General features: G+C 63.7%; 14 protein-coding genes. 12 read left to right on the top strand and 2 right to left on the bottom strand.

Features of this window, described 5'->3' with window-relative positions; translation table 11 throughout:
* Nucleotides 1-13 precede the first annotated feature (13 nt).
* The 8 genes from rplK (at nucleotide 14) to RNZ50_05440 (ending at nucleotide 13,717) form a co-directional block, all read left to right on the top strand.
* A complete protein-coding gene (gene rplK / locus RNZ50_05475; GenBank protein MDT8854490.1) occupies nucleotides 14-466 on the top strand; it encodes a 50S ribosomal protein L11 in 453 nt (150 codons plus the stop codon).
* Nucleotides 467-469: 3 nt separating this feature from the next.
* The gene (gene rplA, locus RNZ50_05470) at nucleotides 470-1,168 is read left to right on the top strand and encodes a 50S ribosomal protein L1 (GenBank protein MDT8854489.1); all 699 of its coding nucleotides are present in this window, start codon (nucleotides 470-472) and stop codon (nucleotides 1,166-1,168) included.
* 272 nt (nucleotides 1,169-1,440) lie between these two features.
* Complete coding sequence (gene rplJ / locus RNZ50_05465) at nucleotides 1,441-1,956, top strand: 50S ribosomal protein L10 (protein ID MDT8854488.1); 516 nt, start codon at nucleotides 1,441-1,443, stop codon at nucleotides 1,954-1,956.
* A gap of 68 nt (nucleotides 1,957-2,024) precedes the next feature.
* On the top strand, nucleotides 2,025-2,399 hold the full coding sequence (gene rplL, locus RNZ50_05460; GenBank protein ID MDT8854487.1) for a 50S ribosomal protein L7/L12: 375 nt from the start codon (nucleotides 2,025-2,027) through the stop codon (nucleotides 2,397-2,399).
* 256 nt (nucleotides 2,400-2,655) lie between these two features.
* Nucleotides 2,656-6,789 (top strand): DNA-directed RNA polymerase subunit beta, encoded by a 4,134-nt coding sequence (gene rpoB, locus RNZ50_05455; GenBank protein MDT8854486.1) that lies wholly within the window; start codon nucleotides 2,656-2,658, stop codon nucleotides 6,787-6,789.
* A gap of 90 nt (nucleotides 6,790-6,879) precedes the next feature.
* The gene (gene rpoC, locus RNZ50_05450; protein MDT8854485.1) at nucleotides 6,880-11,124 is read left to right on the top strand and encodes a DNA-directed RNA polymerase subunit beta'; all 4,245 of its coding nucleotides are present in this window, start codon (nucleotides 6,880-6,882) and stop codon (nucleotides 11,122-11,124) included.
* A gap of 79 nt (nucleotides 11,125-11,203) precedes the next feature.
* Nucleotides 11,204-12,739 (top strand): glycosyltransferase family 39 protein, encoded by a 1,536-nt coding sequence (locus tag RNZ50_05445; protein ID MDT8854484.1) that lies wholly within the window; start codon nucleotides 11,204-11,206, stop codon nucleotides 12,737-12,739.
* A gap of 81 nt (nucleotides 12,740-12,820) precedes the next feature.
* Nucleotides 12,821-13,717, top strand: a complete 897-nt coding sequence (locus RNZ50_05440) for a DMT family transporter (protein ID MDT8854483.1) — start codon at nucleotides 12,821-12,823, stop codon at nucleotides 13,715-13,717.
* Between the two features lie 88 nt (nucleotides 13,718-13,805).
* On the opposite strand, the gene istB is transcribed toward RNZ50_05440, so the two are convergent.
* On the bottom strand, nucleotides 13,806-14,567 hold the full coding sequence (gene istB / locus RNZ50_05435; protein MDT8854482.1) for an IS21-like element helper ATPase IstB: 762 nt from the start codon (nucleotides 14,565-14,567) through the stop codon (nucleotides 13,806-13,808).
* A gap of 12 nt (nucleotides 14,568-14,579) precedes the next feature.
* On the bottom strand, nucleotides 14,580-16,118 hold the full coding sequence (istA, locus tag RNZ50_05430) for an IS21 family transposase (GenBank protein MDT8854481.1): 1,539 nt from the start codon (nucleotides 16,116-16,118) through the stop codon (nucleotides 14,580-14,582).
* 270 nt (nucleotides 16,119-16,388) lie between these two features.
* On the opposite strand from istA, the gene RNZ50_05425 reads away from it, so the two are divergent.
* The 4 genes from RNZ50_05425 to RNZ50_05410 are packed head-to-tail and all read left to right on the top strand — an operon-like array spanning nucleotide 16,389 to nucleotide 19,592.
* A complete protein-coding gene (locus tag RNZ50_05425) occupies nucleotides 16,389-17,138 on the top strand; it encodes a glycosyltransferase family 2 protein (GenBank protein ID MDT8854480.1) in 750 nt (249 codons plus the stop codon).
* Complete coding sequence (locus RNZ50_05420; protein MDT8854479.1) at nucleotides 17,131-17,436, top strand: lipid-A-disaccharide synthase N-terminal domain-containing protein; 306 nt, start codon at nucleotides 17,131-17,133, stop codon at nucleotides 17,434-17,436. Before RNZ50_05425 ends, RNZ50_05420 begins: the two co-directional genes overlap by 8 nt.
* Complete coding sequence (locus tag RNZ50_05415; protein MDT8854478.1) at nucleotides 17,414-18,859, top strand: glycosyltransferase family 39 protein; 1,446 nt, start codon at nucleotides 17,414-17,416, stop codon at nucleotides 18,857-18,859. The genes RNZ50_05420 and RNZ50_05415 overlap by 23 nt, the downstream gene beginning before the upstream one ends.
* Complete coding sequence (locus RNZ50_05410) at nucleotides 18,846-19,592, top strand: phosphatase PAP2 family protein (protein MDT8854477.1); 747 nt, start codon at nucleotides 18,846-18,848, stop codon at nucleotides 19,590-19,592. Before RNZ50_05415 ends, RNZ50_05410 begins: the two co-directional genes overlap by 14 nt.
* Nucleotides 19,593-19,649 lie beyond the last annotated feature (57 nt).

Here is a 19,649-nt window from a genome sequence, read left to right as displayed (position 1 = left end):
GAGGAGAGGCCACATGGCCAAGAAAGTCATCGGCAGCCTGAAGCTGCAAGTCAAGGCGGCGCAAGCCAACCCGTCGCCGCCGGTCGGCCCGGCCCTGGGCCAGCGCGGCCTGAACATCATGGCCTTCGTGAAGGAATTCAACGCGAAGACCGCCGACCTTGAACCCGGCACGCCCACGCCGGTGATCATCACCTATTACCAGGACAAGTCGTTCAGCCTGGAATTCAAGACGGCGCCTGCTTCGTTCATGCTGAAGAAGGCCGCGGGCCTGCCGCAGGTCGGCAAGCGCAACCGCGCCAAGGGGTCGGTCAAGCCGGGGCATACTGTTGCCGGTTCGGTCACCGTGGCGCAGATCCGCGCCATTGCCGAAGCCAAGATGAAGGATCTGAACGCCACCTCGATCGAGGCCGCGATGCAGACCATTCTGGGCTCGGCGAGATCCTGCGGTATCGAGGTCAAGGGGTAAGTCATGGCAAAGCTTGGAAAACGTACCCGCGTCGCGCGGGAAGCCTTTGTCGCCAAAGACCTGATCTCGGTCGAGGCTGCTGTGGCGCTGATCAAGAAGGCGGCTTCGGCCAAGTTCGACGAGACGCTGGAAATCGCGATGAACCTCGGGGTTGACCCGCGTCACGCCGACCAGATGGTGCGTGGCGTGGTCACCCTGCCGAACGGCACGGGCAAGACGGTTCGCGTCGCGGTCTTTGCACGCGGCCTGAAGGCTGACGAGGCCAAGAAGGCCGGGGCCGACATCGTTGGCGCCGAAGACCTGATGGAAGCCATCCAGGGCGGCAAGATCGAGTTCGACCGTTGCATCGCAACGCCGGACATGATGCCGCTGGTCGGCCGTCTGGGCAAGATTCTCGGGCCGCGCAACCTGATGCCGAACCCCAAGGTCGGGACCGTGACGATGGACGTGGCGGGCGCCGTGGGCAATGCCAAGGGCGGCGAAGTGCAGTTCAAGGTCGAGAAGGCCGGCGTTATCCATGCCGGTGTCGGCAAGATCTCGTTCGACGACGACAAGCTGGCGCAGAACGTGCGCGCCTTCGTGGAAGCCGTGACGCGCGCCAAGCCGTCGGGTGCCAAGGGCTCGTACCTCAAGAAGGTGTCGCTGTCCTCGACCATGGGCCCCGGCGTGACCGTGGACCTGACGTCGGCCACCGCGCGCTGACACAAGGGGTGCGCAGCATTGCGCACCTTGCGAAATTCTCCGGCCCTCGGGTCGGGTGAATGGCGGGGCGGCCCGCAAGGAACCGCCCTGTCCTGTCCGAGACGGTGGGTGGCCATGCGGCCTTAATTTCCTGCCTGAGATGGGGAACGAGACGGATTGTTCGGGGGTTTCCTCGGGTGGTTCTGGCCTCGGGACCTTGTCACGGACCCGAACGCCCCCTTTTCCGGGGCATACATGAGCCGGGGGGAAACCCCCAACCTTGGAGTGAAACTGTGGATAGAGCCCAGAAAGAGAAAGTGGTCGACGAACTCGGCCAGATCTTCGAAAGCTCTGGCGTGGTCGTGGTAGCACACTACGCAGGTATCACGGTTGCTCAGATGCAGGCCCTGCGCGCAAAGATGCGTGAAGTAGGCGGGTCCGTACGCGTCGCCAAGAACAAGCTCGCCAGAATCGCCCTTGAAGGCAAACCCGGCCAAGGCATGGGTGAACTTCTGACGGGCATGACCGTGCTTGCCTATTCCGAGGACCCCGTCGCTGCGGCGAAGGTCACGGAAGCCTATGCCAAGACCAACGAAAAGTTCGTTATTCTTGGCGGGGCGATGGGCAACGTGGTTCTGGATCCGGCCGGTGTGAAAGCCGTGGCCGCCATGCCGTCGCGTGAAGAGCTGCTTGCTCAGATCGTTTCGTGCATCGGTGCGCCCGCGTCGAGCATCGCCGGGGCCATTGGCGCGCCTGCTGCGGCTATCGCCGGCATCCTCTCCACCCTGGAGGAGCGGGAAGCCGCTTGAGCAATCTCACGACCTGCGTGGGTTGACCCCACCTCGTTGGAACCCATCTTAATGGAACGGAACAGAAAATGGCTGATCTGAACAAACTCGCGGAAGACATCGTCGGTCTGACCCTTCTGCAAGCGCAAGAACTGAAAACCATCCTGAAGGACAAGTATGGCATCGAGCCCGCCGCTGGCGGCGCCGTGATGGTCGCTGGTCCGGCCGCTGCCGCCGCCGCCCCGGTGGAAGAGCAGACCGAATTCGATGTCGTGCTGCTGGAAGCCGGCCCGAACAAGATCAACGTGATCAAGGAAGTCCGTGCGATCACCGGTCTTGGGCTGAAAGAAGCCAAGGACATGGTCGAAGCCGGTGGCAAGGTCAAGGAAGGCGTCACCAAAGCCGACGCCGAAGGCTTCAAGAAGAAGCTCGAAGACGCCGGTGCGAAAGTCGAGCTGAAGTAATCGGGCGGATGCCGGTGGCGTCCACCCTTTGAGACCCGGCTGGGTCCGAAGCAATTCGGGCCCGGCCTTCTGCGTCTGACGGAACCGGTTTTGGCAGCGGCTTGATCACAAGCCCCTTCCAAGGCGCGGTTCGAGGTTCGGGAGCCAGCCGGTGGGACGGGTGGCATGAATGGAACCTTACCCCCTGCTTCGCAAGCGGCGATGCCCCGTAGCCCCGACGGTGCGCGCCCGCGAATGATGAAAGGTGACTTCGAGCATGTCTCAGAGCTACGTCGGCCAGAAGCGTATCCGCAGATACTTCGGCAAAATCCGTGAAGTCCTCGAGATGCCGAACCTTATCGAGGTTCAGAAATCTTCTTACGACCTGTTCCTGAAGTCCGGCGACGGCCCCAAGCCGACCGATGGCGACGGGATTCAGGGCGTGTTCCAGTCGGTGTTCCCGATCAAGGACTTCAACGAGACCTCGGTTCTGGAGTTCGTGAAATACGAGCTTGAAAAGCCGAAATACGACGTTGACGAGTGCCAGAGCCGCGACATGACCTATGCCGCGCCGCTGAAGGTGACGCTGCGCCTGATCGTGTTCGATGTCGATGAAACCACCGGCGCGCGGTCGGTCAAGGACATCAAGGAACAGGACGTCTACATGGGCGACATGCCCCTGATGACCTCCAACGGCACCTTCGTGGTGAACGGCACCGAAAGGGTGATCGTCAGCCAGATGCACCGCTCGCCCGGCGTGTTCTTCGACCATGACAAGGGCAAGACCCATTCCTCGGGCAAGCTGCTGTTTGCCTGCCGGATCATTCCCTACCGTGGGTCGTGGCTCGATTTCGAGTTCGACGCCAAGGACATCGTGTTTGCCCGGATCGACCGTCGCCGCAAGCTGCCGGTGACGACGCTGCTCTATGCCCTGGGCATGGGGCAGGAGCAGATCATGGACGCCTATTACGAAACCGTGATGTTCCACCACGTCAAGAACAAGGGCTGGGTCACCAAGTTCTTCCCCGAACGGGTGCGCGGCACGCGGCCGACCTATGACATCGTCGATGCGGCCACCGGCGAGGTGATCTGCAAGGCGGGCGACAAGATGACGCCGCGCATGGTCAAGCAACTGATCGACGCGGGCAATGTGGCCGACCTGCTGCTGCCGTTCGACCAGATCCTTGGCCGCTATGTGGCGAAAGACATCATCAACGAGCAGACCGGCGAGATCTATGTCGAGGCCGGTGACGAGCTGACGATGGAATACGACCGCGACGGCGGCGTGAAGGGTGGCACGCTGAAGGTGTTGCTCGATCAGGGCATCACCGAGATTCCGGTGCTCGACATCGACAACGTCAACGTCGGCCCCTACATCCGCAACACCATGGCCGCCGACAAGAACATGGGTCGCGACACCGCGCTGATGGACATCTATCGCGTGATGCGCCCGGGCGAGCCGCCGACGGTCGAGGCCGCCAGCCAGCTGTTCGACACGCTGTTCTTCGACAGCGAACGCTACGACCTGTCGGCCGTGGGCCGGGTTAAGATGAACATGCGTCTGGTGCTGGATGCGCCCGACACGCAGCGCACCCTGAGCCGCGAAGATATCATCGCCTGCATCAAGGCGCTGACCGAACTGCGCGACGGCAAGGGCGAGATCGACGACATCGACCACCTCGGCAACCGCCGGGTGCGCTCGGTCGGCGAGCTGATGGAGAACCAGTACCGCGTCGGCCTTCTGCGGATGGAACGGGCGATCAAGGAGCGCATGTCGTCGGTGGAAATCGACACGATCATGCCGCAAGACCTGATCAACGCCAAACCGGCGGCGGCGGCGGTGCGGGAATTCTTCGGCTCCAGCCAGCTTAGCCAGTTCATGGACCAGACCAACCCGCTGTCGGAGGTGACGCACAAGCGCCGCCTGTCTGCCCTCGGGCCGGGCGGTCTGACGCGGGAACGCGCGGGCTTCGAAGTCCGCGACGTTCACCCCACCCACTATGGCCGGATGTGTCCGATCGAAACGCCCGAAGGCCAGAACATCGGCCTGATCAACTCGCTGGCCACGTTTGCCCGCGTGAACAAGTACGGCTTCATCGAGACCCCGTATCGCAAGGTGATCGACGGCAAGGTGACCGACGAGGTCGTCTACATGTCGGCCACCGAGGAAATGCGCCACACCGTGGCGCAGGCCAACGCGGCGCAGGACGCCGAAGGGCGTTTCACCGATGACCTGATTTCCTCGCGGAAAGCCGGGGAATTCATGCTGAACCCGTCGGAGGCCATCGACCTGATCGACGTGTCGCCGAAGCAGCTGGTTTCGGTCGCGGCCTCGCTGATCCCGTTCCTGGAAAACGACGACGCCAACCGGGCGCTGATGGGGTCCAACATGCAGCGTCAGGCGGTGCCGCTGCTGCAATCGGATGCGCCGTTCGTCGGCACCGGGATCGAGGCCGTCGTGGCCCGCGACTCTGGCGCCGCCATCATGGCGCGCCGGGCCGGCGTGATCGACCAGGTGGACGCAACGCGGATCGTGGTGCGCGCCACCGAGATGCTGGACCCGGGCGAACCGGGCGTCGACATCTACCGTCTGCGCAAGTTCAAGCGGTCGAACCAGTCGTCGTGCATCAACCAGCGCCCCCTGGTGAAGGTGGGCGATGTGGTGACGCGTGGCGAGGTGGTGGCCGACGGCCCCTGCACCGACATGGGTGAACTGGCGCTTGGCCGGAACATCGTCGTCGCCTTCATGCCGTGGAATGGCTACAACTATGAAGACTCGATCCTGATTTCCGAACGCATCCTGCGCGACGACGTGTTCACCTCGATCCACATCGAGGAATACGAAGTGGCGGCGCGTGACACGAAACTGGGGCCGGAAGAGATCACCCGCGACATCCCGAACGTCGGCGAGGAAGCCTTGCGCAACCTCGACGAGGCCGGGATCGTATATATCGGCGCCGAAGTGCAGCCGGGCGACATTCTGGTGGGCAAGATCACCCCCAAGGGCGAAAGCCCGATGACGCCGGAAGAAAAGCTGCTGCGCGCCATCTTCGGCGAAAAGGCGTCGGACGTGCGCGACACCTCGCTGCGCCTGCCGCCGGGGGCTTACGGCACCATCGTCGAAGTGCGGGTGTTCAACCGGCACGGCGTCGACAAGGACGAACGCGCGCTCCAGATCGAGCGTGAAGAAGTCGAACGTCTGGCGCGGGACCGCGACGACGAACTGGCGATCCTGGAGCGGAACATCTATTCGCGCCTGAAGACCCTCATCATGGGCAAGGTTGCCGTGAAGGGGCCGAAAGGCGTGAAGGCCGGTTCCGAGATCAACGAGGAGCTGCTTTCCACGCTGTCGCGCGGGCAATACTGGCAACTGGCGCTGGGTGAAGAATCCGACGCCAAGGAAGTCGAGGCCCTGCACGACCAGTTCGAGCAGCAGAAGCGCGCGCTGGAGCACCGGTTCGAAGACAAGGTGGAAAAGGTCCGCCGTGGCGACGATCTGCCTCCGGGTGTCATGAAAATGGTCAAGGTGTTCGTCGCGGTGAAGCGCAAGCTGCAACCGGGCGACAAGATGGCCGGGCGTCACGGCAACAAGGGCGTGATCTCCAAGGTGGTGCCGATGGAGGACATGCCGTTCCTCGCGGACGGCACGCCGGTCGATTTCTGCCTCAACCCGCTGGGCGTGCCCAGCCGGATGAACGTCGGGCAGATTCTCGAAACCCACATGGGCTGGGCCGCGCGCGGTCTGGGCATCAAGATCGACGATGCGCTGCGCGACTACCGCCGGTCGGGCGACCTGACCCCGGTCAAGGAAGCGATGCGCCTGGCCTACGGTGACGAGACCTATCAGGACGCCTTCGCCGACCGCAACGACGCCGATCTGGTCGAATTGGCCAGCAACGTGACCAAGGGCGTTCCGATTGCCTCGCCGGTGTTCGACGGGGCGAAGGAAGCCGACGTGAACGACGCGCTGGTGCGGGCCGGGTTCGACACCTCGGGCCAGTCGGTGGTGTTCGATGGCCGCACCGGCGAGCAGTTTGCGCGCAAGGTGACCGTGGGCGTGAAATACATGCTGAAACTCCACCACCTGGTGGACGACAAGCTGCACGCCCGCTCGACCGGACCCTACAGCCTCGTGACCCAGCAACCGCTGGGCGGCAAGGCGCAGTTCGGTGGTCAGCGTCTGGGGGAAATGGAGGTCTGGGCGCTGGAAGCCTATGGCGCCGCCTACACCCTGCAGGAAATGCTGACCGTCAAGTCGGACGACGTGGCGGGCCGGACCAAGGTCTACGAATCCATCGTCAAGGGCGAAGACAATTTCGAGGCGGGTGTCCCGGAATCGTTCAACGTTCTGGTCAAGGAAGTGCGTGGCCTCGGCCTCAACATGGAACTCCTGGATGCGGAGGAGGAGTGAGGACCAAAAATCTTTCAAGATTTTTGCAAATTCCTTTCAAGGAATTTGGCCCTCACCCTCTGACCGCAGCCCTTCAATTGGGAAGATGAAATGAACCAGGAACTCTCGACCAACCCGTTCAACCCGGTTGCTCCCGTCAAGACCTTCGACGAGATCAAGATCTCGCTCGCCAGCCCCGAGCGGATTCTCTCGTGGTCCTATGGCGAGATCAAGAAGCCGGAAACCATCAACTACCGCACGTTCAAGCCGGAACGTGACGGGCTGTTCTGTGCCCGGATCTTCGGGCCGATCAAGGACTACGAGTGCCTCTGCGGCAAGTACAAGCGCATGAAGTATCGCGGCGTCGTCTGCGAGAAATGCGGCGTGGAGGTGACCTTGCAGAAGGTGCGCCGCGAGCGGATGGGCCATATCGAACTGGCCGCCCCGGTCGCGCACATCTGGTTCCTGAAGTCGCTTCCGAGCCGGATCGGCCTGATGCTCGACATGACGCTGCGCGATCTGGAGCGGATTCTCTACTTCGAGAACTACGTGGTGATCGAGCCGGGTCTGACCGACCTGACCTATGGCCAGCTGATGACCGAGGAGGAATTCCTCGACGCGCAGGACCAGTATGGTGCCGACGCCTTCACCGCCAACATCGGCGCCGAAGCGATCCGCGAAATGCTGGCCGCCATTGATCTGGACAGCACCGCCCAGCAGTTGCGCGAAGACCTGAAGGAAGCCACCGGCGAGCTGAAGCCGAAGAAGATCATCAAGCGGCTGAAGATCGTGGAAAGCTTCCTCGATTCCGGCAACCGCCCGGAATGGATGATCCTGACTGTGCTGCCGGTGATCCCGCCGGAGTTGCGCCCGCTGGTCCCGCTGGACGGCGGCCGCTTTGCCACGTCGGACCTGAACGACCTCTACCGCCGGGTCATCAACCGCAACAACCGCCTCAAGCGGCTGATCGAACTGCGCGCGCCGGACATCATCGTGCGCAACGAAAAGCGGATGCTGCAGGAAGCGGTCGACGCGCTGTTCGACAACGGCCGTCGTGGCCGCGTGATCACGGGCACCAACAAGCGCCCGCTGAAATCGCTGTCCGACATGCTCAAGGGCAAGCAGGGCCGCTTCCGGCAGAACCTTCTGGGCAAGCGGGTCGACTTCTCGGGCCGGTCGGTCATCGTGACCGGGCCGGAACTGAAGCTGCACCAGTGCGGCCTGCCGAAGAAGATGGCGCTCGAACTTTTCAAGCCGTTCATCTATTCGCGGCTTGAGGCGAAGGGGCTTTCCAGCACCGTCAAGCAGGCGAAGAAGCTGGTGGAAAAAGAGCGTCCCGAGGTATGGGACATTCTGGATGAAGTGATCCGCGAACACCCGGTTCTGCTGAACCGCGCGCCGACGCTGCACCGTCTGGGCATCCAGGCGTTCGAGCCGATCCTGATCGAAGGCAAGGCGATCCAGCTTCACCCGCTGGTCTGCTCGGCCTTCAACGCCGACTTCGACGGCGACCAGATGGCGGTTCACGTTCCGCTGAGCCTTGAGGCCCAGCTGGAAGCGCGCGTGCTGATGATGTCGACCAACAACGTGCTGTCGCCCGCCAACGGCGCGCCGATCATCGTGCCGTCGCAGGACATGGTGCTGGGGCTTTACTACACCACCATGGAACGCAAGGGCATGGTCGGGGAAGGCATGGCCTTCGCCGGGGTGGACGAGGTCGAACATGCGCTGGCGGCCGGGGTTGTGCATCTGCACTCCAAGGTGCGGGCGCGGATCAAGCAGATCGACGAAGAGGGCAACGAGGTCTGGAAGCGGTATGAAACCACGCCCGGCCGCCTGCGCCTTGGCAACCTGCTGCCGCTGAATGCGAAGGCACCGTTCGACCTGGTGAACCGCCTGCTGCGGAAGAAGGACGTGCAGAACGTCATCGACACCGTCTACCGCTATTGCGGTCAGAAGGAGTCTGTCATCTTCTGCGACCAGATCATGACCATGGGCTTCCGCGAAGCCTTCCGTGCCGGGATTTCCTTCGGCAAGGACGACATGCTGATCCCCGACAACAAGTGGGAAACCGTCAACCTGGTCCGCGATCAGGTGAAGGAATTCGAGCAGCAGTACATGGACGGCCTGATCACCCAGGGCGAGAAGTACAACAAGGTCGTGGACGCCTGGTCGAAATGTTCCGACAAGGTGGCCGCCGACATGATGTCGGCCATCTCGGCGGTGCACGTGGATGATGCGGGGGCGGAGAAGGAACCGAACTCGGTCTACATGATGTCGCACTCCGGTGCGCGGGGCTCGCCTGCGCAGATGAAGCAGCTTGGCGGGATGCGCGGCCTGATGGCCAAGCCTTCGGGCGAGATCATCGAGACGCCGATCATCTCGAACTTCAAGGAAGGTCTGACCGTTCTTGAATACTTCAACTCGACCCACGGCGCCCGGAAGGGTCTGGCCGATACCGCGCTGAAGACGGCGAACTCGGGCTATCTGACGCGGCGTCTGGTGGACGTGGCGCAGGATTGCATCGTGCGCAGCCATGATTGCGGCACCGAAAACGCCATCACCGCGGTTGCGGCGATCAACGATGGCGAAGTGGTGTCGAGCCTTGCCGAGCGCGTGCTGGGCCGGGTTGCGGCGGATGACATCCTTGTGCCGGGCACCGACGAGGTGGTCGTGGCACGGGGCGAGCTGATCGACGAACGCCGGGCCGACCTGATCGACCAGGCGAGCGTGGTTTCGGCGCGCATCCGCAGCCCGCTGACCTGCGAAGCCGAGGAAGGCGTCTGCGCCATGTGCTACGGGCGCGACCTTGCCCGCGGCACGCTGGTCAACCAGGGCGAGGCTGTCGGCATCATCGCCGCACAGTCGATCGGCGAACCCGGCACGCAGCTGACGATGCGGACGTTCCACATCGGCGGCATCGCGCAGGGCGGCCAGCAGTCGTTCCTTGAGGCCAGCCAGGAAGGCAAGATCGAGTTCCGCAACGCCAGCCTGCTGGAAAACGCCAATGGCGAATTCATCGTCATGGGCCGGAACATGAGCATCGCCATCATCGACGAGCTTGGCCAGGAACGGGCAACGCACAAGGTGCTTTACGGCGCCAAGGTGCACAGCAAGGATGGCCAGCCGGTCAAGCGCGGTGCCAAGCTGTTCGAATGGGACCCCTACACCCTGCCGATCATCGCCGAAAAGGGCGGTTTGGCGCGGTTTGTGGACCTCGTTTCGGGCATCTCGGTGCGCGAAGACACGGATGAAGCGACAGGCATGACACAGAAGATCGTGTCGGACTGGCGCTCTGCCCCCAAGGGCAACGACCTGAAGCCGGAAGTCATCATCATGGACCCGGCGACCGGCGACCCGGTGCGCAACGAAGGCGGCAACCCGATTTCCTATCCGATGTCGGTGGATGCCATCCTGTCGGTCGAAGACGGCCAGGACATCCGGCCGGGCGACGTGGTGGCGCGGATTCCGCGCGAGGGCGCCAAGACCAAGGACATCACAGGGGGTCTCCCCCGCGTGGCGGAACTGTTCGAGGCACGCCGCCCGAAGGATCACGCGATCATCGCGGAATCCGACGGCTATGTGCGCTTCGGGAAAGACTACAAGAACAAGCGCCGTATCACCATCGAGCCGGTCGACGACACGCTGGCGCCGATGGAATACATGGTGCCCAAGGGCAAGCACATTCCGGTTCAGGAAGGCGACTTCGTCCAGAAGGGCGACTACATCATGGACGGCAACCCGGCCCCGCACGACATCCTGCGGATCCTGGGGGTCGAGGCGCTTGCGAACTACATGATCGACGAAGTGCAGGACGTTTACCGCCTGCAGGGCGTGAAGATCAACGACAAGCACATCGAGGTGATCGTGCGGCAGATGCTGCAGAAGTTCGAGATCCTGGAATCGGGCGAGACGACGCTGCTCAAGGGCGAGCATGTCGACAAGGCCGAGCTTGACGAGTACAACTCCAAGGCGCTGACGCTGGGGATGCGCCCGGCGGTGGCAGAGCCGATCCTGCTGGGCATCACCAAGGCAAGCTTGCAGACCCGCAGCTTCATCTCGGCGGCGTCCTTCCAGGAAACCACCCGCGTGCTGACCGAAGCCTCGGTTCAGGGCAAGCGCGACAAACTGGTGGGGCTGAAGGAAAACGTCATCGTCGGCCGGCTGATCCCGGCAGGCACCGGCGGGGCGACCAGCCGCATCAAGAAGATCGCCGCCGACCGCGATCTGAAGGTGGTCGAGGCGCGTCGCAGCGAAGCCGAAGCCGCCGCACGTCTGGCAGCCCCGGTGATCGAGGTGATGGATGTCGAGGGCGAAAGCGGTCTGGTTGATACCGTCGAAAGCCGCGATCTCTGAGACCTGACAGATGTGAGAACAATGGAGCCCCGCCCGACCAGGTGCGGGGCTCTTTGCCGAGAAGCTTCTCGTGGAATTCATGGCCTCGGTCGCAGGCCGATCGCGCATCGCGAAGCGGACACGACAATCAATTGACAAGCCGTCTGGCGGAATGCGCAACTTCCCGAACCGGGTCATTTGTCCACGAAAGCCTGAAAGCGGTGGAAAGATGTTTGACGGCCTGAGCGACCGCAGAATTGACCGCTATTTCCCGGCTGTGATCGTTCTATACTTCTCAATTCAGCTTGCCATGAGATTGTCAATCGGTCCCACGCTGGAGCTTGACGAGGCCGAAACATTCTGGCAATCGCAAACGCTTGACTTCGGCTATGGGCCGCAACCGCCGCTTTACAACTGGATTCAATGGGGATTTTCTGAATTATTTGGCCGAAATCTGTTCAGCGTTGCGGCACTCAAGGCTTCGATTCTAAGCGCGACACTATTTTGCATATTCAGGTTTCTGCGCGGCTCCGGGATTGCCGCCGCTGCTGCCTGCATTGGGACGTTGTCGCTTGGTCTCATGCCCGACATTCTGTGGGAATCCCAACGCGCCCTGACCCACAGCGTATTGGCGGTTTGCCTGTCGGCGGTGGCATTGCTGACATTCCTGCGGGTAGCGCAGCATGGGCGGCGGATAGATTACCTGGTCTTCGGAGCTGTGCTTGGACTGGGGGTGATATCCAAGTTCAACTTCGTTTTCCTGATCGGTGGACTGGTGGGGGCGGCAATCCTTCTGAAAGATCTGCGCACGTCAATCAATCCGCAGCGTCTTGTCTTGACGGCAATCGTGGCGATCAGCGTGGCCTCTCCGGCACTTTACTTTTACGCCACGCTGATGAAGGGAACGATGGGAAGCGTTCACAAGCTGTCGATCGTGTCCGATCGGAGTTTCGCGAACTTTCTACATCTTTCGGGCGACTTTGCTGATGCGCTTGCCGGGGTCTATGCCCTGCCGGGAGCGGTCCTGCTCGGTTTCGCCTTCGCGAGGCGCAAATGGTCGTCCTCGCAGCCGATCATGAAACCTGAGTTGCTGCGCTGGACTGCCTTGATTGCAATACTCCTGGCCTTGATCTTGTCCGTTGCCGTGAATGCAACGGAATTCAAGGGGCGTTGGTTCGTACCGTTTTCCTGGCCTTTGGTGGTGTACTTCACGGTAATAGTCTGGGCAAACCTTCACTCTGGCGGGCAGGGAAGGCTATCTTTCCTTCTTTGCAGTTTATGGGCTCTTGCCGTCATTGCGCTGCCATATGCTTCCCTCGTGTCACCGGGCTATCGGAATGCCGATTTTTCAAGGGTCTTGTCACACATCCGCCCCGGGGATGTGGTAGCTTCCGACTCGATTTGGCTACTTGGCAATCTGTCATTGAAGAACGGCAAGATGAACGTTCTGCAATTTGTCGGCCATGATGCCCCGGTTGCCGACATCGAACTTCTCGGCGTCGCAGATGACGCCCCGGGCGTGACCGTGGCGGGTTTGGGCTTCACGCAAGGCGCCATGGTGGCCGTGCCTTACGGCAACGGTGAAAAGCGGTTCGTTGTCAGACGCATGGTTCGGCAACCCTTGCCACTCGACTGATGCGGCGGGTTTTCTTTGCCCTTCCGCCGGGCACCGGGCGACGATAGATCTGTGCGGCAGTGACCAGGGGCCAGCGGCATCATGCAGATTTCCGACAACATGCGCGGCGCGCTTTACATGAACATCGCGATGGCCGCCTTTACCATCAACGACAGCTGCATGAAGGCGGTGACCCAGGTCTTGCCGCTGTTCGAGGCGATCAGCCTGCGGGGGCTGGCAACGCTGGTGATGCTGGCGGTCATCGTGGCGCTGATGGGCGGGTTGCGGCTGATCCCCGGCGGGCGCGACGGGCGGATCGTGGTGATCCGGTCGCTTGCCGAGGTGGGGGCCACGATCCTGTTTCTGGCGGCGCTGGTTCACATGCCGCTGGCCAACCTTTCGGCCATCATGCAGTCGCTGCCGCTGGCGGTAACGCTGGTCGGTGCGCTGGTCTTCGGCGACAGGGTGGGCTGGCGGCGGATGGCGGCGATCGTGGTGGGGTTCGTCGGGGTGCTGATCATCATCCGCCCCGGTACGGGGGGCTTCGACATCTGGTCGGTGATGGGGCTGGCCTCGGTAGCCTGCGTGGTGGTGCGCGATCTGGTCACCCGGCGGCTGTCGGCCGGGGTGCCGTCTGTCACGGTCGCGATCTGGTCGGCTGTCTGGGTCACGGTGATGGGGCTGGCGGGCACGGCCTTCACCGGCTGGGACCCGGTCGCGCTGCGCGAGGCGCTGCTCTTGGGCGGGGCGGCGGTCGCGGTGATCGTGGGCTATCTGTTCGTGGTGATGACGATGCGGGTCGGCGACATCGGCTTTGTGGCACCCTTCCGCTACATGGCGCTGTTGTGGGCCATTCTGCTGGGCTGGCTGTCGTTCGGCACGCTGCCGGATCACTGGACGGTGCTTGGGGCCTGCATCGTGGTTGGCAGCGGGCTTTACACCATGTTTCGTGAACGCCGCTTGCGCGCCGGTGCGGATTTCGCGGAGAATGGGCGCTGATTTCGCGCGATCGTGGGCACGCGTTTCGCGCCATTCTGGGCAGTCATTTCACGGGATCGTGGGCAGGCTGGCCGACGCTTTCATGGAGTCAGGCTTGAACGATTTGGTCAAGCTTTTTTGTGACGGCGGAGCGCCTGCGCAGGCTTTCACCTGAGAGGGTGAGGCGGTGTGCGTTGTGAACGAGGCGGTCGAGGATGGCATCTGCGAGCGTTGGGTCGCCGATGGCTTCGTGCCACTGGTCAACGGGGAGTTGGCTTGTGACGATGGTGGAAGCGCGGCCGTGGCGGTCTTCGAGGATTTCCAGCAGGTCACGGCGCTCCGGGGCGGTGAGGACGGCGAGGCCCCAATCGTCAATGATCAGCACATCCATGCGGGCGATGGTTTTGAGGATGCGTTCATGGCGGCCATCGCCACGGGCCAGAGCAAGGGCCTCGAACATGCGCGGCGCACGTTGATAGAGGACGGGCCGCCCATCCCGGCACGCCTTGTGGCCAAGGGCGCAGGCGATCCAGCTTTTGCCCAAACCGGTCGGCCCGGTTATCAGCAGGTTCTCGTGCCGGGCGATCCAGCCGCCATCGGCAAGATGCGCCATGACACTGCGGTCAAGACCACGTGGGCTGCGCAGGTCCAGATCCTCGACGCTGGCATCTTGGCGCAGAGCCGCAAACTTGAGCCGGGAGGCCAGTTTCTTGGTGTCGCGCTCTGCAGCCTCGCGGTCGACCAGCAGGCCGAGACGCTCTTCGAACGAGAGGGCGTCGAAGGCGGTTGACCTGCGTTGTTCTTCGAGCGCCGATGCAATGCCGGTCAGGCCGAGCGCCAACAGTCGGTCGTGGGTGGGATGGGTCAGCATTTTAGTCCTTTCTCAATGGTAATAGCTGCCGCCACGAATGTTGGCGTGCTGGAGGGGGGCGACCTCTTCGGAGCCTTCCAGGAAGGCGCGATCGAGGCCGGTCTTGAGGATCGAACGAATGGAGGTGACGGTGCGGGCCCGGATGGTCACACCCCGCTGGCAGGCCGCATCAACGCGCTCCGGCCCATAGGTTTTGACCAAGGCCAGCACACCCAGGCAGGTGCGGAACCCCTGTTCAGGATGGGGGCGGTCAGCCATCACCATCTCGCAAAAGGCGGCGACGGCGGGGCCGGTCTTGGTTGCCTGCGCCAGCATTCTGGCCGGGGTCCATTCGGCAAAGCGACGATGGGCCGATGGCATATGGTCGGCCACGGTGACATGGCTGCGCCGCCCCGGGGTGCGCACGTGGCTCGCAACCCTCTGACCACGATGGAATATCTCGACCGTCTGGCCGCTTGTGCGAACATCGACCTCTTGTTTGATCAGCGCGAAGGGCACGGAATACCATGAGCTGTCGACCTCAACGTGATAGTCGGGTGCCACGCGGGCGCGCTTCCAGCGGGCGAAGACATAAGGTTCGGGCGGTAGGGGCTGAAGATTGGGCCGATCCAAAGTGGCAAACAGATCGGCGCGGCTGGCGCCATAGCCGCGCATCACGCGCATGTTCAACTCGTCCAGCAGCCGCCGGATCGCCACGTTCAACTCGGCCAATGAGAAGAACCGGTGGTTCCGCAGCCGCGCCAGAATCCAGCGTTGTGCCACTTGGACAGCCACTTCCACCTTCGCCTTGTCCCGGGGTTTGCGCGGCCGGGCGGGCAGAACGGCGGTGCCATAATGCGCCGCCATCTCGGCATAGGTCCGGTTCAGCCCCGGATCAAACCGGTCTGCCTTGATCACGGCGGACTTCAGATTGTCCGGAACCACCGCCTTTGGCACGCCGCCCAGAAAGGCGAACATCCGGATATGCGCGAGGATCCAATCTTCCAACCCCTCCGATGCCACCGCCTCGGCATAGGTGTGATTCGATGCCCCCATTGCCGCCACGAACAGCTTCATGGCCCGCGCTTCGCCGGTCGTGGGGTCGATCACGTCGATGGTGTCGCCGGCAAAGTCAACGAACACCTTCTCGCCGCCCACATGTGTCTGGCGCATCGTCGGGCGCACCCGACCCTTCCAAGCCTCGTAATGCGTGCAAAACCAAGTATAGGCAAAACCCCCGGGGTGCGCGGCACGGTATTCTTCCCAGAGCAGCATCCGCGTCACCCCAGGGCGGCGCAACTCGCGGTCAATCTCCGCCCAGTCGGGCACAAGCCGCTCCGCGTCCGGCACCGTGGGCGGGGCTGGAAACAAAAGAAGTTCAAGGCTGTCGTCATCGATCCCCTCCGGCAAGGGCCACGTGAGCCCGGCATGACGCGCCCGTTGGGTGTAGCTTCCGACGCTCCCCTTGCTCAGACCGAGGGAAGCGGCAATGGACCGCTCGCTCAGGCCTTGCCCAAGCTTCAATCGCAAAACATCTCGTATCCGGCGCATGTTCAATCGTCCTGTCGGCATCAAGCCACCCCTTCATTCCTGAAGGCGCAACTATCCTCAATTTGCCGACCAGACCTGCCCGCGATCCCGCGAAATCAGTGCCCAGCTTCACGCGAAATGACTGCCCATGATCCCGTGAAATCGATGCCCACCATCAAGCGAAACACGCACGCGCCGGAACAAACCCCGCCGAAGCGTGATCGCGCTGCCGCCAATGTCACTTGACTGACACGGAATTCCGACACAGAAGCGCGTGAAAAGGCCCGGACGGGCGAAAAGGCTGTATCCCCGATGTTCATTGTCACTGTCGTCATCCCGGCCCGGAACGAGGCGGAAAACATCGGCACGCTTCTGGATGGCATCGACGCGGCGCTGGCGGGCATCGGCGCGCACGAGGTGATCGTGGTCGATGACGGGTCTGGCGACGGCACAGCCGCCGTTGTGCAGGCCCGCATGGCGACCGCGCTGCATCTGCGCCTGCTGCGGCACGAGCGGTCGGGCGGGCAAAGCGCCGCCGTGCAGTCGGGCGTGCTGGCGGCAACCGCGCCGCTGGTGCTGACGCTGGACGGCGACGGCCAGAACCCGCCCGAAGAATTGCCCCGCCTGCTGGCGCCCTTGCTGGCGCCGGGGGCGGAGGCGATCGGGCTGGTGGCGGGGCAGCGGGTCGGGCGGCAGGACACCTGGTCGAAGAAGCTGGCCTCGCGCTTTGCCAACGGCCTGCGCGGCTGGCTGCTGGGCGACGGCACGCGCGACACCGGCTGCGGGCTGAAGGCCTTCCGCCGCGAGGCCTTCCTCCGGCTGCCCTATTTCGACCACATGCACCGCTACCTGCCCGCGCTGTTCGCGCGCGACGGCTGGCAGGTGGCGCATGTCGACGTGACGCACCGGGCGCGGGGCGCCGGGCAGTCGAACTATTCCAACCTTCAGCGCGGGCTGGTCGGCATCGTCGATCTGGCCGGTGTGATGTGGCTGCTGAAGCGGCGCAAGAAGGCCCATCCTGCCGAGCTTTCGGCGGCCTTGCCGGAGAAACGCAATGGATAAACTGATGTCGATCTTCCACGTCGACTCGCCTGCCGAGTTGGCCTGGATCAGCTTTGGCCTGTTCGGCCAGCTTATGTTCTCGGGTCGGTTCATCGTGCAGTGGATCGCGTCGGAGCGGGTGCGCAAGTCGGTGATACCGGTGGCATTCTGGTATTTCTCGATGGCGGGGGGGGTGGTGCTGCTGTCGTATGCGATCTACCGCGCCGATCCGGTGTTCATCCTGGGGCAATCGCTGGGGGTAGTGATCTATGCGCGCAACCTGTGGCTGATCCGCAATGAAGCCCGTGAAGCGGTCTGACAGCGGCTGGCTGTTCCCTGCGGCGCTGCTGGTGGGGGCCGTCACCGTGCTGCGGCTGGCCGCACTGGCGTTCAACGGCACCGATCTGTTTGTCGATGAAAGCCAGTACTGGCTCTGGGGGCAGACGCTCGACTTCGGCTATTATTCCAAGCCGCCGCTGATCGCCTGGGTGATCCGCGCGGTGACCGATCTGGCGGGGTCGGATGCAGCGTTCTGGGTGCGGATGCCAGGTGCGATTTTCCACGGCGTGACGGCACTGATCCTCGCGGCGCTGGCGGCGCGGCTTTACGGGGCGCGGGTGGCGGTGTGGGTGGCGGCAAGCTACGTGACGCTGCCGATGGTTGCTGTGGGGTCGCTGCTGATCTCGACCGACACGATCATGGCGCCGTTCTTCGCCGCGGCGCTGCTGTTCCATTTCATCGCGGTGGACAGTGGCAAGGCGCGGTTTGCCGCGCTGGCCGGGGCGGCTGCGGGGCTGGCGTTTCTGGCGAAGTATGCGGCGGTCTATTTCCTGCTGGGGGCCGGGCTCGCGGCGCTGATCAGCCCGGCGATGCGGCTGCCGTGGCGGGCGGTGGGCGCGATGCTGCTGGCCTTCGGGCTGGTGATCCTGCCCAACATCCTGTGGAACCTTGGTCACGATCTGGCGACGGTCGAGCATACGATGGACAATGTCGGCTGGCTGCGCGGCGGTGCTGCGCTGAACCTTGGGGGGCTGGCCGGTTTTTTCGGCGCGCAGTTTGCAGTCTTCGGCCCGGTGCTGTTTGGCGCGCTGCTGTGGCGGGCGCTGCGGTCTGCCCCGGGCGTCGAACGGGCATTGCTGGCCTTCGTGCTGCCGGTGTTGGCCGTGGTCTGCGTGCAGGCGCTGCTGGAGAAAGCCTATGCCAACTGGGCGGTCGCGGCCTATTTCGGGGGGGTTCTTGTGGTTGTCCCGGCGCTTGTCGCGCGGGCGCCGCGTCTGCTCTGGCTGTCGCTGGCGGTGAACGGGGCGATTGCGCTGGCGCTGCCGTTGCTGACCCTGATGCCCGAGGCGCGGTTTGGCCGCGACGCACCGCTGCTGGAGCGGTATCTGGGACGCGCCGACCTCAGCCGCCAGATCATTGCGGCGGCGCAAGCTGCGGGCGGGGTGCCCGTGCTGGTGGAGAACCGCGACCTGCTGGCCGATCTGTTCTACACCGGGGCAGGGACCGGCCTTGCCTTCCATGCCCCGCGCCCCGAGGGTCGTCCGCGCAATTTCTATGAACAGACCCATCCGCTGCCGGACGATCTACGCGGCCCGCTGCTGCTGGTCAGCGAGGCGGCCCCCGTGTGCCTGGGTGCGCCCCTGGCACCGGTGGTGCGGTTCGACACCGCAGGCGGGGCACATGCCCGCAAGTCGCTGGCCGGGTATCTGCTGAGCGAGGATTGCCGCGATGCCCGCCCCTGACCTGCGGCGCTGGTCGCTCTGGCTGCTTGCCGTGGCCTTTGGCTGCCTTGTGCTGTTCGGAACCTGGCCGGGGATTGACCTTTGGGTGTCGGGCCTGTTCCACGACCCCGAGGCCGGGTTCTGGCTGACACATAGTCGGCCGCTGTCCCGACTGCGGCATCTGATATGGGATGCCAGCCTGCTGACGGTGGCGCTTTCGGCGCTGGCCTTCGGGCTGTGCCTGTGGCGGGGGCGGATGGTGTTCGGCCTGCCCGCGCGGATCTGGGGCTTTGTCGCGGCGCTATACATTCTGGGGCCGGGGGTTCTGGTGAACCTGGTGTTGAAGGCGCATTGGGGCCGGGTGCGCCCCGCCGATGTTACCGAGTTCGGCGGCGCGCTGCCCTTCACGGCGGTGCAGCAGTGGACCGGGCAATGCGTGCGCAACTGTTCCTTCGTGTCGGGCGAAGGGTCGGCGGTGGTGGCGTTGGCGATCTCGGCGCTGGTGGTGCTGGCCTACCGGAGCGGTCGGCTTTGGCCCGGCCGCAAGGTGGCGGCGGGGCTGGCCGCGCTGGTGGTGATCGGCGCGGGGATGCGGGTCGCCACGGGGCGGCATTTCCTGTCGGACACGGCCTTTGCCGCGATCTTTGTCAGCGCGGTGGCGCTGGGGCTTTACGCGCTGCTGCTGCACCCGGAGCGATTGCACCACAGAGCGGTGCTGACCGGGCGCAAGCCGCAGCAAGGCCGTTCCCGATAAGGCCCCGGCGCATGTTGACAACCCCGGCGACTCCCCCTATACGGCCACGACCTGAGG

Source organism: Paracoccaceae bacterium Fryx2, from assembly GCA_032334235.1.
In the GTDB taxonomy this organism is placed as follows: domain Bacteria; phylum Pseudomonadota; class Alphaproteobacteria; order Rhodobacterales; family Rhodobacteraceae; genus JAVSGI01.
This window is presented reverse-complemented; position numbering and strand designations above follow the sequence as displayed.

What these genes read in the sequence shown, in the direction of transcription:
- rplK (MDT8854490.1), top strand. Translation starts at nt 14, where the DNA reads ATGGCCAAGAAAGTCATCGGCAGCCTGAAGCTGCAAGTCAAGGCGGCG.
- rplA (MDT8854489.1), top strand. Translation starts at nt 470, where the DNA reads ATGGCAAAGCTTGGAAAACGTACCCGCGTCGCGCGGGAAGCCTTTGTC.
- rplL (MDT8854487.1), top strand. Translation starts at nt 2,025, where the DNA reads ATGGCTGATCTGAACAAACTCGCGGAAGACATCGTCGGTCTGACCCTT.
- rpoB (MDT8854486.1), top strand. Translation starts at nt 2,656, where the DNA reads ATGTCTCAGAGCTACGTCGGCCAGAAGCGTATCCGCAGATACTTCGGC.
- rpoC (MDT8854485.1), top strand. Translation starts at nt 6,880, where the DNA reads ATGAACCAGGAACTCTCGACCAACCCGTTCAACCCGGTTGCTCCCGTC.
- RNZ50_05445 (MDT8854484.1), top strand. Translation starts at nt 11,204, where the DNA reads ATGGCCTCGGTCGCAGGCCGATCGCGCATCGCGAAGCGGACACGACAA.
- RNZ50_05440 (MDT8854483.1), top strand. Translation starts at nt 12,821, where the DNA reads ATGCAGATTTCCGACAACATGCGCGGCGCGCTTTACATGAACATCGCG.
- istB (MDT8854482.1), bottom strand. Translation starts at nt 14,567, where the DNA reads ATGCTGACCCATCCCACCCACGACCGACTGTTGGCGCTCGGCCTGACC.
- istA (MDT8854481.1), bottom strand. Translation starts at nt 16,118, where the DNA reads ATGCCGACAGGACGATTGAACATGCGCCGGATACGAGATGTTTTGCGA.
- RNZ50_05425 (MDT8854480.1), top strand. Translation starts at nt 16,389, where the DNA reads ATGTTCATTGTCACTGTCGTCATCCCGGCCCGGAACGAGGCGGAAAAC.
- RNZ50_05420 (MDT8854479.1), top strand. Translation starts at nt 17,131, where the DNA reads ATGGATAAACTGATGTCGATCTTCCACGTCGACTCGCCTGCCGAGTTG.
- RNZ50_05415 (MDT8854478.1), top strand. Translation starts at nt 17,414, where the DNA reads ATGAAGCCCGTGAAGCGGTCTGACAGCGGCTGGCTGTTCCCTGCGGCG.
- RNZ50_05410 (MDT8854477.1), top strand. Translation starts at nt 18,846, where the DNA reads ATGCCCGCCCCTGACCTGCGGCGCTGGTCGCTCTGGCTGCTTGCCGTG.